Below are 13,225 nucleotides of genomic sequence, written 5' to 3'. Positions count from 1 at the left end.
GTGGCGAGAGCGCGGTGACGACAGGGCCTAGCCCTGGCCCGTTCCGCTCCCCGCACGGGGCGTTCCCGTTCCGAGCACCTCACCGAGGTCGTAGCGGACGACCTCCTCCAGCTGGGCGTACGTGCAGCTCTGCGGGGTCCGGTCCGGCCGCCAGCGGCGGAACTGCGCGGTGTGCCGGAACCGGTCGCCCTCCATGTGGTCGTACTTGACCTCGCAGACACGCTCCGGGCGCAGCGGCACCCAGGACAGGTCCTTCTTGCCGGTCCACCGGCTCTGCGCCCCGGGCAGCCGGGCGCTCTCGTGCGCGGACTCCTCGGCCCACGCCGCCCAGGGGTGGCCGGCGGGGTCCGGCATGCGTAGCGGTTCGAGTTCGTCGATCAGCTCGGCGCGACGCTTCATGGGGAAGGCGGCGCACACGCCGACGTGTTGGAGGGCGCCGTGGTCGTCGTACAGGCCCAGGAGCAGCGATCCGACAATCGGACCGCTCTTGTGGAAACGAAAACCCGCGAGGACGACGTCGGCCGTACGCTCGTGCTTGATCTTGAACATGAGTCGGGCGTCCGGCCGGTAGGGGAGATCGAGGGGTTTGGCGATCACCCCGTCGAGCCCGGCGCCCTCGAACAGCTCGAACCACTCCTGCGCCTGTGCGAGGTCGGTGGTCGCGGGCGCGAGGTGGACGGGGGGCCGAGCGGTGGAAAGGGCGTGGGCGAGGGTCTCGCGGCGTTCGGAGAGCGGGGTGTCCAGGAGGGCCCGGTCGTCGAGCGCGAGCAGATCGAAGGCGATGAAACCGGCCGGGGTGGTTTCCGCGAGGAGTTTCACGCGGGACGCGGCCGGATGGATCCGCTCCGTGAGTCGGTCGAAGTCGAGCCGCGCGTCGTGGATGATCACGATCTCGCCGTCCACGACGCAGCGCTCCGGCAGGTTCTCCCGCAGAGCCGTCACCAGCTCGGGGAAGTACCTGGTCAGGCTCTTCCCGGTGCGGCTGCCGATCTCGACCTCGTCACCGTCACGGTGCACGATCGCCCGGAAGCCGTCCCATTTGGCCTCGTACTGCATGCCGGGCGGGATCTTGGCCACGGACTTGGCGAGCATCGGCTTCACAGGGGGCATCACCGGTAGATCCATGTCTTCGATTCTGCGGTGGTACGTCCGGACCCGCCCGGTATGCGCACCCGGCCGGGCCCGCCTAACGTGGCGCACATGGGTGCTGCGGGCAATGCCATCGAGTTGGAAGCGGGAGGGCGGACGGTCCGGCTGTCCAGCCCCGACAAGGTCTACTTTCCGGAGCGCGGCCTCACCAAGCGCGACGTCGCCGAGTACTACCTCGCCGTCGCGCCCGGGATCACCCGCGCCCTGCGCGACCGCCCCACCACGCTGGAGCGGTTCCCGGACGGTGTGGACGGCGAGTCCTTCTTCCAGAAGCGGGCCCCGAAGAACCTGCCCGACTGGATCCCGACGGCCCACATCGCCTTCCCCAGCGGCCGTACGGCCGACGAGATCTGCCCGACCGAGCCGGCCGCCGTCCTGTGGGCCGCCAACCTGGGCTGCCTCACCTTCCACCCCTGGCCGGTGCGCCGAGAGGACACCGACCGGCCGGACGAACTGCGCATCGACCTGGACCCGCAACCGGGCACCGACTACCACCATGCGGTGGCCGCCGCCCACGAGTTGCGCGCACTGCTGGAGGAACTGGGCCTGCGGGGCTGGCCGAAGACCTCGGGTGGGCGCGGGCTGCACGTCTTCGTGCCGATCGCACCGCGCTGGACGTTCACGGAGGTCCGGCGCTGCGCGATCGCGCTGGGCCGGGAACTGGAGCGAAGGATGCCGGGCAAGGTCACCACGGCCTGGTGGAAGGAGGAGCGGGGCGAGCGGATCTTCGTCGACTACAACCAGACCGCCCGCGACCGGACCATCGCCTCCGCGTACTCCGTCCGCCCACGTCCGCACGCCCCGGTTTCGGCCCCGCTGCGCTGGGACGAGGTGGACGACGCCGAGCCGCGCGACTTCGACATCGTCACCATGCCGGCGCGCTTCGCCGAACTCGGCGACCTCCACGCCGACATGGACGAGCACGCCTTCGTGCTGGACGCCGTACTCGAACTCGCGGACCGGCAGGAACACGAGCACGGGATGGGCGACATGCCCTACCCGCCCGACTACCCGAAGATGCCGGGCGAGCCCAAGCGCGTCCAACCGAGCCGCGCCAAGCACGAGGACTGACCGAGCCGGGGGCGGGCCCAGCCGGGGACGGGACGAGCCGGGGACGGGACGAGCCGGGCAGGCACGAGGACCGACCGAGCCGGGCAGGCGCGCGGATTGACCGAGCCGGGCAGGCGCGCGGGTTGACCGCTCGGCCCGGTACCGCCGGATACGGTACGACGATGACCGGGTCCACGCGGCGCGCCCTGCTCTTCCTCGACGTCGATGGCCCCCTCATCCCGTTCGGCGGCACCGGCCACCGCGAGGGTCCCGCGCAGCAGGGGAACGAAGGCGACTCCGGAGGCAACCCCCTCCTGGCCCGGCTCGACCCCGCGCTCGGGGCGCGGCTCACGGCGCTGAGGTGCGACCTGGTGTGGGCGACGACATGGATGGACGACGCGAACGAGTACGTCGCGCCACGCATCGGGCTCCCGGACCTACCCGTCGTGGCCTGGCCGGATCCGGCCGAGGAGGACGAGCGGGCCGGGCTCCACTGGAAGACCCGCACCCTGATGCGATGGGCGGCCGGACGCCCGTTCCTCTGGGTCGACGACGAGATCACCCCCGCGGACCGGGCTTGGGTGGCCGCACATCACCCGGCCCCGACCCTGCTGCACCGCGTCGACCCCCGTACGGGGCTGACCGACCGGGACTTCGCCGCGTTGGCGCGGTGGGTACACGACCACCCGTAGATCGTGCGCGTGACAGCGGTGTTGATCAGGCGTTGATCGGACGTCCATCGGCGGCGATGAGTATCGGCGGCATGTCGATGAACACGAGTGAACGGCCGACCACCGCAGTAGCCGCCCCCGCCTGGTACGAACTCGCCCTGTGCGCCCAGACGGGCCCGGGCTTCTTCTTCCCGGAGCCGGGCTCCTCGCTGCGCGACGCGAAGCGCCTGTGCGGTGCGTGCGAGGGGCGCGTCGCGTGCCTGGAGTACGCCCTGGCGAACGATGAACGCTTCGGAGTCTGGGGCGGCCTCTCGGAAACCGAACGCCTCGCCCTCCGCCCCCGCCACTGATCAGGTCTGCGTCCCCTTCCCACTCCGCCGCCGCAACCCCACCCGCGAAGCCAGCACGTCATCCCCACCGTGCCAACCCTCGGCCGGCACCTTGGCGGGTACGGCCCGGACCGGGTAGTGGCCGCCGACGGGAGACACGACCCCACCGAAACGGGGGTCGCCCGCGAACCAGATCCGATCCGGATGATCGTTCTCGATGGTGGCCAGATCCAGGGGGAACGGGATGAGCCGGTAGGCGGATGTGTACGTTTCCGAGAACGGGATCCTGATGGTCGCCTGAATGCCGGTGGCACGGGGTGCATACGAGCAAGCGTGCTCGTGCCATGGATAGGACCGAAGTACCGCGGCGACGCGGTGGCGCCGGATGTAGGCGATGAGCACCACGGGGACATAGGGCACCACGACCAGGATGACGGCGATGAACGCGAGCCTCGCCTGCGGGATCAGCCCGTACCGGAGACACACGACGGAGACGAGCATCGAGCCGCCCAACAAAGCAGCCCACTTGGTTCGTCGTGTCACCAGCCGTCTGTAACCGGCGGTGGTGGGCGGGTGGTCCCATGCGACCTTCGTCAGTAGAGGCATCACGAGAGCACCTCCAGGATGCGTGAAGTCCGCGGTTCACTCGAACTGCCCGGTGTGGGGTCCGAGAAGGTGAGGGTGTGGGCGATCGCTTCGAGGATGTCGCCGTATGCCTCGGCGTAGTGGGTCGCCGCGCTGGTGAGGTCCAAGACGAGGACGTGCGGCGCGCACGCGTGGGCTGTCGCCACTCTCGCTTGAAACATCTCCTGCCCCGTTCCGGGCAACGTGATGGTGCCGCTGATCAGACAGCAGGGGAGCGACGAGGGGAGATCGATGGCTCGGCTGGTCGAATCGCTCCACACGCCAGATCGAGTGATCGCGAGTGCGGCCCGTGCCACGTTCAGTCGCGGACGGGAATCCGGAGACGGCCTCGCGGTCAGGGAGAACAGGGACGTGGCGACCCCGTTGGTCTCGTCCGGATGCAGACCGATCGCAGTGTGCACCACCTGGTGATCGGCCAGTTCACGCAGACCATCCGTCAGCTGCCCGAGTTGCCTCCGCGCATCGGGACTGTTCAGGGCGACCGCCATGGCGTCGAGCGCGGTCCGGTCGCCGGGCCCGATGTCGTGGAAGCCGGGCGGCAGCCGGAACCACAGCGGAGGCATGTCGGTGTCGCTCGTCATGTCCTGATCGCCGTCCAGAAGTGGGCTGACTTGGCGGCCGTGGAGGGACCGTCCTCGATCGCGGCCCGGGCGCCGTCGACTGCCGTGGAACCCTGTTCGACCGTCTCGTTGTCGGTCGTGTAGCCAACTCCGGCGGTCACCGCACCCACCGCCGCCACACCGACGCCGACCCGCTCCCTGACCTCGGGAGTCGACGAGCGCAGGGCCCAGGTGGAGAGGGGGTTCTCCACCTGCCGGAGATCCTCGGCCGCCGTCCAGGTGGTGCGGGCGAACGTGCCTGCGCCCGGGGAGAGGCCGGAGAGGGCGCTGGCTTCGGGGACGGCCATCGCGGCGCGGGCGGCGACCGTGCCGGCCTTGGCGCCGGTTGCCACGGCGGCCACGCCCGGTACCGCGCCCAGGCTGTCGCCCAGCAGTGTCACGCTGCTCTTCCAGAAGTCCGCGTCGAACTCGCCCTTGGTGACGCCGTCGGTCAGGGGTTTGCGGAACTTCGGGTCCGCGAGGTGCGTTCCGAGGGCGGCCAGTGAGAGACCACCGGCGACGAGCATCACGGCGAGGCCGGCCGGCGGACAGAACAGGGCCACGCCCGCGCCCACGGCGCCCAGGATGGCCGACGCGTTCGACAGGGCGTCGCCCGGGTCTTCCGTGATCTTGTTCCACAGTGACGCGAGCATGCCCGGTTCCTTCGGGGCCAGTTTCGCGGCTGCCGAGTTCAGGGTCTTGGCGATGGCGCGGGCCGACGCCGTGTGGTCGGAGGCGAGTTCGTGGGCCAGGCGGCGGGCGTCGGCGAGGGCCTCGTCGGTCGTGGCGGCGGCGGCATGGGATTCGTAGCGGGCGGCCAGGGCGCGGTGGGACACCAGGGTTTCGTGCCAGGTGTTGAGCTGCCGGGCGGCGTCCGTCAGGGAGGTGTGGGCCGCGTTGAGGTAGCGGGGGAGTTCGCTCGACAGGGAGGCGCGGAAGGCGGTGGCGGCTTCGCCCTGCCAGCTCGCGCTGTGCGAGACGAGGGCTCCGACGACCCGGCCGGCTTCCCCGAGGGAGGTCGCGGAGGTGGTGAGCTTCTTGGCCAGGGCCAGGACGGAGGCCGGGTGTCCGGGGGCCGGATCGAAGCCCAGCGCGGGGTGGTCAGCCACGGGCCGCGGCCTGGCGGAAGGCGTCACGGATGGCCTTGTCCAGCTCCGCGTACTCGGCGGCGCTGCGGTCCACGCCCGCCCGTACGTTCTTCACGCGTTTGGTCAGCTCACGCGTGCCGTAGGCCCACTTCTCCTGGAAGTCGTCGCAGGCGGCGTCGAGGTCGCGGGTGCCCAGTTGGTCGGCGCGGACGTGGTCCAGCGCCTTGCGCGCCTCCCGCAGGGAGACCAGTGAGGAGTCCAGTGCCCGGGTCAGACGGGTCAGCTGGTCGATTTCCACCTGGAGGAAGGTCATGACGCGAAACCCTGGCAGAGCGCTGCTCTGCCAGGGCAATCGGCATCACTCGCGCGAGCGAGCGGAAATCGGTCAGCCCTTGCGGGCCGCGATGCGCGCCGCGCGGGCGGCCAGGCGCTCGTCGAACTTGCTGGCCTCGCTGTCCAGGCCGCCCATGAAGAGCCCGAGCTCCTCCTGCGCCTTCTGTCCCTCGGGGCCGAGACCGTCGATGTCCATGATCTTCAGGAATCGGATCACGGGGCTCAGTACGTCGTCGTGGTGGATCCGCAGGTTGTAGACCCCGCCGATCGCCATCTGCGCGGCCATCCGCTCGAAGCCGGGCATGCCGTGTCCGGGCATCCGGAAGCCGACCACGACGTCGCGCACGGCCTGCATGGTCAGGTCCGGGGCCAGCTCGAAGGCGGCGCCCAGCAGGTTGCGGTAGAAGATCATGTGCAGGTTCTCGTCCTGCGCGATGCGGGCCAGCATCCGGTCGCAGATCGGGTCACCGGACTGGTGGCCGGTGTTGCGGTGGGAGATGCGGGTCGCGAGCTCCTGGAAGGCGACGTACGCCACGGAGTGCAGCATCGAGTGCCGGTTGTCGGACTCGAAGCCCTCGGACATGTGCTGCATCCGGAATGCTTCGAGCTTGTCCGGGTCCACGGCGCGCGAGGCCAGCAGGTAGTCGCGCATCACGATGCCGTGGCGACCCTCCTCGGCGGTCCAGCGGTGCACCCAGGTGCCCCAGGCGCCGTTGCGGCCGAAAAGTGACGCGATCTCGTGGTGGTAGCTGGGGAGGTTGTCCTCGGTCAGCAGGTTGACGACGAGGGCGATCTTGCCGATGTCGGTGACCTTGGACTGCTCGGGGTCCCACGCCTCGCCGTCCTCGAAGAAGGCGGGGAAGTTCCGGCCGTCGCTCCACGGAACGTAGTCGTGGGGCATCCAGTCCTTGGTGACCTGCAGGTGGCGGTTGAGCTCCTTTTCGACCACCTCTTCCAGCGCGAACAGCAACTTGGCGTCCGTCCACGCCTCCGAGCTGCCGAGGTGGGGAGAGGTGATTGTCACGGGTGCTCCTGGGGGGACAGCGAATTACCTACGGTTCCGTAGCCTACGGAGTCGTAGGTTAAGCGCGACATCAAGGCCAGCCAAGCCCCAGGCGGTTATATGTCCGATTGCGTCCAGTTATCTATGCAGTTCTGAGGGGTGTTGGAGGGGCCTTTGAGGGGCGAAACGGGGGAGACAAATCACGCCACCCGGTGGTTCGACCCCTCCGGATTGACCTCGAAGGTGCGTGCGTGGCGCACGCCCTCGCCCTGAGGGGGTCGTTTCGGACGGTGCCGGGGGGCTTGTGGGCGTGGGTGGGTACGCGTCGGCCCTCGTGCGGTACTCGTGCGGTGCCGGTGTGCCCGGGTGGAACCGCGTGGACCCGTGTGCACCGGTGTGGAGGCGTGGGCGTTCGCCCGAGCCCGGTGGGGGCTTCGCGGATTGCGGTCGCCTCGGGTGGTGGTCGGGATCGGGGTCGAGCCGTTCTCCCGTACCACCAGTGCCGGGGTCCGGGGGTGAGGGTGCGGTCGAGCGGGCTCCGCCCCGGGCGGAGCCGTTGCGGAACGGGTTCATGTGCGAATCGGGAAACCGCGCCGGGTCGTCGAGCCACGTCGGCCCTCGGGCCGTCGAGGGGCGGGCCGGTCCGCTTCGGCGCATCGCGTGCGTGCGGTGCGGGCCGGCCCCGAGGGGGGCGGTGGGGCTGAACGGAATGGCGGGCCGGGCGAGAGACCGCCGATCCCGGGTCCGCCACGTCGGGACACGGCGGCCCCGGGAACGGTACCTCGGGACCAGCCGCCTCAGGACCGCGCCGGCACGGTCCCGAAGTCCCCGAGGCCGCCCCGGTCGCCGAAGCCACCGATCCCGAAGCCCACCGTCAGGTGTGCCACAGGGACTCCCTGACCTCTTCGGCCGTCGTCGGTCGCAACGCGCCGTCGAGCAGCAGCCAGCGCGTGATGCCGATCGACTCCAGGAACGGCACGTCGTGCGAGGCCACCAGCAGCGCGCCCTCGTAGGACGCCAGGGCGTCCGTGAGTTGCCGCACGCTCGCCAGATCGAGGTTGTTGGTCGGCTCGTCCAGCATCAGCAACTGCGGTGCCGGCTCGGCCAGCAGCAGGGCCGCCAGGGCCGCGCGGAACCGTTCACCGCCCGACAGGGTGCCGGCCGGCCGGTCCGCCCGGGCGCCCCGGAACAGGAAGTGCGCGAGGCGTGCCCGAATCAGGTTGTTCGTGGCGTGCGGGGCGAACCGCGCCACGTTCTCCACCACCGAGCGCTCGTCGTCCAGTACCTCCGCGTCCAGCCGCTGCGGCAGGAAACGCGTTGGCACGTGCGTCAACGCTTCCCCCGACACCGGCGCCACCTGTCCGGCGATCGTCCGCAACAGAGTGGTCTTGCCGGACCCGTTGCCGCCGACGAGCGCGATGCGTTCCGGTCCGCGCAGCTCCCATTCGCCCGGTACCGATGCCCCGTGGACGAGCCGCACGTCGCTCAGGGTCAGCACGCGCCGGCCCGGCGGCACCTGCGTCGCGGGCAGTTTGATCCGGATCTCGTCGTCGTCCCGGACCGCCTCGGCGGCCTGGTCCAACCGTTCGCGGGCGCCCGCCAGTTTCTCGGCGTGCATGATGTGGTGCTTGCCCGCCGACTCCTGGGCGGCGCGCTTGCGTGCGTTCATGATGATCTTCGGCTCGCGCTTGGTGTCGTACATCTTCTGTCCGTAGCGCTTGCGCCGGGCCAACTTCATCTGGGCTTCGGACAGTTCGCGCTTCTGGCGCTGGACGTCGGCCTCCGCGACCCGGACCATCCGCTCGGCCGCCTCCTGCTCGGCGGCGAGGAGTTCCTCGTACTCGGTGAAGTTCCCTCCGTACCAACGGACTTCCCCGTCGCGCAGGTCGGCGATCTGATCGACCCGCTCCAGCAGTTCCCGGTCGTGGCTGACCAGGACCATCACCCCCGACCAGGACTCCACCGCCGCGTAGAGGCGGCGGCGGGCGCGCAGGTCCAGGTTGTTGGTGGGTTCGTCGAGCAGCAGGACGTCCGGGCGGGCCAGCAGCAGGGCCGCCAGTCGCAGCAGGACGCACTCGCCGCCCGACAGCTCGCCCACGGTCCGGTCGAGTCCGATCCGACCGAGGCCGAGTTGGTCGAGGGTGGCGAGGGCCCGCTCCTCGACGTCCCAGTCGTCGCCGACGGCGGTGAAGTTCTCCTCGGTCGCCTCACCCGCCTCGATGGCGTGGAGCGCGGTGCGGGTCTCGCGGATGCCGAGCGCCTCGTCCACGCGCAGGGCAACGTCCAGTGTGACGTCCTGCGGAAGATGGCCGACGGTACCGGCGACGGACAATCGGCCCTCCGCCGGCTGGAGTTGACCGGCGAAGAGTTTCAACAGCGTGGATTTTCCGCAGCCGTTGACTCCGATCAGACCGGTTCGGCCGGGGCCGACGGTCAGCTGGAAGTCATCGAGGACCGGGGTCCCGTCGGGCCAGGCGAAGGACAGGTCGGTGCAGGTCAGAAAGGCAGGGGTGGGGCTCATGGAGGCCTCCAGGTTGCGTGGTGATCGAATGCAACGCGGGGGAGACAGCCGACAGGTCGGGACGATCGGTCACGGGGGCACGGCGGTCACGGGGTCTCGTGAGGAGAGCGGTGACGGCGATGGCGGCGGTGACCGGGGTGACGGTGGTCGGTGTCTCGGACCTCAGAAGAGCAACGTCCTGCTCCGTTTCGACGGCAATGGGGCGTACACGAAGCTACGGATGGCCGGAGCCGTCCGCAAACGATTTACGCGCCACCGGCCGATCGGGGCCGGAGCGCGGGTCGGGGTGCGGGCGGCGGTGGGACCGCGGTGTGGGCGGCGCACCGGCCGGGTTCAGCGCTTCAGCGGGAGCCCCGCATGAGCTCCGCCAGGCTGTGGTCCACGTCGAGGTAGAGGTGCTCCAGGCCCGGCGGGACGACCGTGGAGGCCCGCTCCAGGAACCGCTGGAGGTCGGCCGTGGTCATCAGGACGATCGCCACTCCCTCCGGTGCGTGGAACTCGACCGTGGTGCGCTCGGCGTCGTACGGGCGCACGCGCACGTCGCCGTGGCCGGCCGGGCGTTGCAGCCCGCACTCCAGCAGCTCGCGCGCGAACGTCCAGGAGATCTCGATGCCTTCCAGGGTGGCCGGGGCGGGGAAGGCCATGCGGACGGCGAAGGGATCCGACCGGTCGTAGCAGAGCGTGACGGGCACGGACTCCACCTTCGGTGCCGTGGCGACCAGTCGGGCCTGCACGGCCTGCTCGATGACAGTGATCAAGGCTCGCTCCCTTGCGGCGGATCTGTCGCCGGGTTGTGGGGTGGCTCCCGGCAACGGGGTAGACGCCTGAAACGGCGGTTCCGTGCACGCCGGATTGCGTGAGCTGCGTCACCGATTGGCTTGATGACACCTGTGTGATCGCACAGGGTGACCGGACGGCGGGTGTGGGGCAAGGAACCCGGCCGGCTCCGAGGCCGCCGAGGCGCTCGCAGTAAGGCCGGTTCCCGCTCACTCCGCAGGCGCAAGCAAGCGCGCATGCAGGCGCAAGCAGGCCCAAGCAGCCCAAGTAGCCCCAAGCAGCCGCGAGCGGGCGCTCGGCGCGGCCCCGGACGGTCGCTTACGCGGAAGGTCCGGCCGTATCCGGGGGGACCGGCCGTCCTGCCGCATCCGGGGCGATCGGTCGGACGCACCCTGGACGGAGAATCGGGGGTGCGTTAGCTTCCGGCGCCATGAGACTTCTGGGAATTGGCATGTGCGCGGCAGTTCTTCTGGTGGGTGTCGCGGCCGCACCGGCGCCGGCGGCGACGGTCGAGGCGGTGGGGCCATCTCAGTCGCCGGTGGCTCCGGGGCCTGCGACGTCGTCCGGTTCCCCGGCTTCGCCGGAGGTGGCCTCGGCCGCAAACTTACGGGATCCGCGCGGCGTGGGCTGGTCGTTGAAGGCGACCGGCAAGGACACGGTCCGCTTCCGCGGGCTGGCGGCCGTCAACCGTTCCACGGCCTGGTTGGCCGGTTCCAAGGGAACGATCCTGCGGACCGTGGACGGCGGACGCGCCTGGCGGGACGTCTCGCCACCCGGGGCGGTCGCCGAGGGGTTGGAACTGCGCGACATCGAGGCCTTCGACGCGCGGCGGGCGGTGGCCCTGTCCATCGGCGAGGGCGAGGCGTCCCGGGTGCTGCGGACCGAGGACGGCGGGGCGACCTGGACCGAGACCTTCCGCAACCCCGACCCGCGCGCCTTCTACGACTGCCTCACCTTCTTCGACTCCCGCCACGGACTGGCCGTGAGCGACCCGGTGGACGGGAAGTTCCGCGTCCTGTCCACGGAGGACGGCGGCCGGAACTGGCGCGTGCTCCCGGACGCCGGGATGCCGGCGGCGCTGCCCGGGGAGGCCGGTTTCGCGGCGAGCGGCCAGTGCCTGGTCACCGCCGGGTCGCGCGACGTCTGGCTGGCCACGGGCGGGAGCACGGTCGCCCGCGTCCTGCACTCGGCGGACCGCGGGCGCACCTGGCGGGTCACGGAATCCCCCGTACCGGCCGGCGACCCGGCCCGCGGGGTCTTCGCCCTGGCCTTCCGCGACCGTACGACGGGACTCGCGGTCGGCGGCGACTACCGCACGGGCGAGGCCTCGCCGAGGGCCGCGGCCGTGTCCCTCGACGGGGGCCGCACCTGGCGGCCGTCGACCACCCCGCCGCCCGCCTACCGGTCGGGCGTGACCTGGCACCCGTACCTCCGCGAGGCGGCGCTGGCGGTGGGTCCGACGGGTACGGACGTGACGCTCGACGGGGGCCGCACCTGGCGGCCGCTGGAGGAGGGCTCGTACGACACGGTCGACTGCGCGGCGGACGGCGCCTGCTGGGCGTCGGGCGAGAAGGGACGGGTGGCGCGACTCGAACGGCGCTGACGCCCTTCGGGGTGCGCCTGGCGTGCGGCCCCGGCCGCCCCGAAGTCCGGCCCGGGCCGGCGCCGCCCGGGTGCGCCGCCCCGGGGGCCCGGTGATCAGGACGTGACAAGAGCCATGACGAAGCCGTCGTAGCCCTTGGAGCCCACCGTCTGCAGGGCGGTGGCGCTCAGGCACGGGTGCTCGGCGATGAGTTCGGTGAACCGTCGGACGCCCTGGACCCGGGGGTCCGTGCTGTCACCGTCGACGACGGGGCTCCGTCCCGGACGACCTAGGTCGCCGGGTTCTCGCGGACCGTCGTGAGGTCCGCCGAGGTCTTGGTGGCGATGAACTCGGTGATCCGGTAGGCGCACACGCCCGCCACCGTGAAGGGGTCCTCGGCGGCGATCGTCTCGATCTCCGCGCGGGAGACCCCGCCGGCCAGGATGATCCCGCCGTCGCGCGGGACCTTGCGGCCCGAGGCGAGGAAGACGCCGGAGGCGTAGTGGCCGTCCAGCCAGGCGATGTGCGCGTCCATCTCCTCTTCGACGGATTCGACGGGCGCGGTGTAGGTGAGCTCCATGACGAACATGATCGCCAGGCTACTCTCGGACCATCATGACGAGTGCGAAGACCCCCGCCGACGAGGCCGAGGCCCGGGCGATACAGGACGAACTGCGCAAGAGCGTGGTGCTGGACGAGGTGGGGCCGCCGGTCGGGACCGGGCTCATCGCGGGCGTGGACGTCGCCTACGACGACGAGCGCGACCTCGTGGCGGCCGCCGCCGTGGTCCTGGACGCCGCCACCCTGGACGTGGTCGAGGAGGCCACGGCCGTGGGCCGCGTCAGCTTCCCCTACGTGCCGGGCCTGCTGGCGTTCCGTGAACTGCCGACCGTGCTGGCCGCGTTGGAGTCCCTGACCGTCACCCCGGGACTGGTCGTCTGCGACGGCTACGGGCTGGCCCACCCGCGCGGCTTCGGCCTCGCCTGCCACCTCGGGGTGGTCACCGGGCTGCCCAGCATCGGAGTCGCGAAGAACCCGTTCACCTTCACGTACGAGGAACCGGGCGCCCGCCGCGGCGACGCCTCCCCGCTGCTCGCGCCCGACGGGGCCGTCGTCGGCCGGGCGCTGCGCACGCAGGACGGGATCAAGCCGGTGTACGTGTCGGTGGGGCACCGGGTCTCGCTGGACAACGCCTGTGCGCACACGCTCGCGCTGGGCCCCCGCTACCGGATTCCGGAGACGACCCGGCGCGCCGACTCCCTGTGCCGGCGCGCCCTGCGCGAGGCCGTCGCGGAGTAGGCGGCCCGGCCGCAGGGCCGCCCGTACCCGAGCCCGACGGCCGGGCCGCCCGGATCGACTCCCGGCCCCGAGCCCGGCGCTCCGGCCGCTTCCCGAAGCACGGGGCTCGAAGCGCGGGGCCCGAAGCACGGGCCCCGCCGCGCGGGACCCGAAGCACGGGCCCCGGGGCCCCGGTTCTC

The 13,225-nt window shown here is 71.3% G+C and carries 14 protein-coding genes and 1 pseudogene; 5 read left to right on the top strand and 10 right to left on the bottom strand.

Annotation, left to right across the window (positions count from 1 at the left end):
* Positions 1–27: 27 nt before the first annotated feature.
* Positions 28–1,125, bottom strand: coding sequence for an ATP-dependent DNA ligase (locus OG906_RS07625; RefSeq protein ID WP_329441155.1), 1,098 nt, complete (start codon positions 1,123–1,125; stop codon positions 28–30).
* A gap of 75 nt (positions 1,126–1,200) precedes the next feature.
* Here OG906_RS07625 and ligD point away from each other — a divergent pair, with 75 nt between their 5' ends.
* The 3 genes from ligD to OG906_RS07610 all read left to right on the top strand — a co-directional run bounded on the left by ligD (position 1,201) and on the right by OG906_RS07610 (position 3,220).
* On the top strand, positions 1,201–2,220 hold the full coding sequence (ligD, locus tag OG906_RS07620) for a non-homologous end-joining DNA ligase (RefSeq protein WP_267802143.1): 1,020 nt from the start codon (positions 1,201–1,203) through the stop codon (positions 2,218–2,220).
* A gap of 161 nt (positions 2,221–2,381) precedes the next feature.
* On the top strand, positions 2,382–2,891 hold the full coding sequence (locus OG906_RS07615) for an HAD domain-containing protein (RefSeq protein ID WP_329441151.1): 510 nt from the start codon (positions 2,382–2,384) through the stop codon (positions 2,889–2,891).
* 71 nt (positions 2,892–2,962) lie between these two features.
* Positions 2,963–3,220 (top strand): WhiB family transcriptional regulator, encoded by a 258-nt coding sequence (locus OG906_RS07610; RefSeq protein WP_385637113.1) that lies wholly within the window; start codon positions 2,963–2,965, stop codon positions 3,218–3,220.
* Here OG906_RS07610 and OG906_RS07605 read toward each other — a convergent pair whose 3' ends face one another.
* The 7 genes from OG906_RS07605 to OG906_RS07575 form a co-directional block, all read right to left on the bottom strand.
* The gene (locus tag OG906_RS07605; protein WP_329441149.1) at positions 3,221–3,742 is read right to left on the bottom strand and encodes a hypothetical protein; all 522 of its coding nucleotides are present in this window, start codon (positions 3,740–3,742) and stop codon (positions 3,221–3,223) included.
* A 62-nt stretch (positions 3,743–3,804) separates the two neighbouring features.
* Entirely contained in the window at positions 3,805–4,425 is a 621-nt protein-coding gene (locus OG906_RS07600; RefSeq protein WP_329441147.1) for a hypothetical protein, read from the bottom strand.
* Positions 4,422–5,552: a hypothetical protein gene (locus OG906_RS07595; RefSeq protein WP_329441145.1), complete on the bottom strand. Its 1,131-nt coding sequence runs from the start codon at positions 5,550–5,552 to the stop codon at positions 4,422–4,424. The genes OG906_RS07600 and OG906_RS07595 overlap by 4 nt, the downstream gene beginning before the upstream one ends.
* On the bottom strand, positions 5,545–5,844 hold the full coding sequence (locus OG906_RS07590) for a hypothetical protein (protein ID WP_329441144.1): 300 nt from the start codon (positions 5,842–5,844) through the stop codon (positions 5,545–5,547). Before OG906_RS07590 ends, OG906_RS07595 begins: the two co-directional genes overlap by 8 nt.
* 72 nt (positions 5,845–5,916) lie before the next feature.
* On the bottom strand, positions 5,917–6,888 hold the full coding sequence (locus OG906_RS07585; protein WP_329441142.1) for an acyl-ACP desaturase: 972 nt from the start codon (positions 6,886–6,888) through the stop codon (positions 5,917–5,919).
* Positions 6,889–7,741: 853 nt separating this feature from the next.
* Positions 7,742–9,388 carry an ABC-F family ATP-binding cassette domain-containing protein gene (locus OG906_RS07580; RefSeq protein ID WP_329441139.1) on the bottom strand — a complete coding sequence of 549 codons (1,647 nt, stop codon included), beginning with the start codon at positions 9,386–9,388 and terminating at the stop codon, positions 7,742–7,744.
* A gap of 341 nt (positions 9,389–9,729) precedes the next feature.
* Positions 9,730–10,146 carry an SsgA family sporulation/cell division regulator gene (locus OG906_RS07575; protein ID WP_267803989.1) on the bottom strand — a complete coding sequence of 139 codons (417 nt, stop codon included), beginning with the start codon at positions 10,144–10,146 and terminating at the stop codon, positions 9,730–9,732.
* A 470-nt stretch (positions 10,147–10,616) separates the two neighbouring features.
* Here OG906_RS07575 and OG906_RS07570 point away from each other — a divergent pair, with 470 nt between their 5' ends.
* Positions 10,617–11,768, top strand: a complete 1,152-nt coding sequence (locus tag OG906_RS07570; protein WP_443067362.1) for a WD40/YVTN/BNR-like repeat-containing protein — start codon at positions 10,617–10,619, stop codon at positions 11,766–11,768.
* A gap of 95 nt (positions 11,769–11,863) precedes the next feature.
* Here the strand turns inward: OG906_RS07570 and OG906_RS07565 are convergent.
* Together OG906_RS07565 and OG906_RS07560 are read right to left on the bottom strand one after the other, a co-directional pair.
* Positions 11,864–12,036: pseudogene (locus tag OG906_RS07565) on the bottom strand (methyltransferase); the annotation flags it as partial.
* Entirely contained in the window at positions 12,037–12,336 is a 300-nt protein-coding gene (locus OG906_RS07560; protein WP_267803990.1) for a YciI family protein, read from the bottom strand. It abuts the pseudogene before it with no gap.
* A 26-nt stretch (positions 12,337–12,362) separates the two neighbouring features.
* Here OG906_RS07560 and OG906_RS07555 point away from each other — a divergent pair, with 26 nt between their 5' ends.
* Complete coding sequence (locus OG906_RS07555; protein ID WP_329441135.1) at positions 12,363–13,046, top strand: endonuclease V; 684 nt, start codon at positions 12,363–12,365, stop codon at positions 13,044–13,046.
* The last annotated feature ends 179 nt before the right edge of the window (positions 13,047–13,225 follow it).

It is taken from the genome of Streptomyces sp. NBC_01426 (genome assembly GCF_036231985.1).
Taxonomy (GTDB): Bacteria; Actinomycetota; Actinomycetes; order Streptomycetales; family Streptomycetaceae; genus Streptomyces.
Note: the sequence above shows the minus strand (reverse complement) of the source record. Positions and strands in the feature narration are given on the sequence as shown.

Bases quoted from the DNA above. Each gene is read 5' to 3' on its own strand.
- OG906_RS07580 (WP_329441139.1), bottom strand. From the start codon at position 9,388: ATGAGCCCCACCCCTGCCTTTCTGACCTGCACCGACCTGTCCTTCGCC.
- OG906_RS07570 (WP_443067362.1), top strand. From the start codon at position 10,617: ATGTGCGCGGCAGTTCTTCTGGTGGGTGTCGCGGCCGCACCGGCGCCG.
- ligD (WP_267802143.1), top strand. From the start codon at position 1,201: ATGGGTGCTGCGGGCAATGCCATCGAGTTGGAAGCGGGAGGGCGGACG.
- OG906_RS07560 (WP_267803990.1), bottom strand. From the start codon at position 12,336: ATGTTCGTCATGGAGCTCACCTACACCGCGCCCGTCGAATCCGTCGAA.
- OG906_RS07600 (WP_329441147.1), bottom strand. From the start codon at position 4,425: ATGACGAGCGACACCGACATGCCTCCGCTGTGGTTCCGGCTGCCGCCC.
- OG906_RS07610 (WP_385637113.1), top strand. From the start codon at position 2,963: ATGTCGATGAACACGAGTGAACGGCCGACCACCGCAGTAGCCGCCCCC.
- OG906_RS07555 (WP_329441135.1), top strand. From the start codon at position 12,363: ATGACGAGTGCGAAGACCCCCGCCGACGAGGCCGAGGCCCGGGCGATA.
- OG906_RS07590 (WP_329441144.1), bottom strand. From the start codon at position 5,844: ATGACCTTCCTCCAGGTGGAAATCGACCAGCTGACCCGTCTGACCCGG.
- OG906_RS07625 (WP_329441155.1), bottom strand. From the start codon at position 1,125: ATGGATCTACCGGTGATGCCCCCTGTGAAGCCGATGCTCGCCAAGTCC.
- OG906_RS07615 (WP_329441151.1), top strand. From the start codon at position 2,382: ATGACCGGGTCCACGCGGCGCGCCCTGCTCTTCCTCGACGTCGATGGC.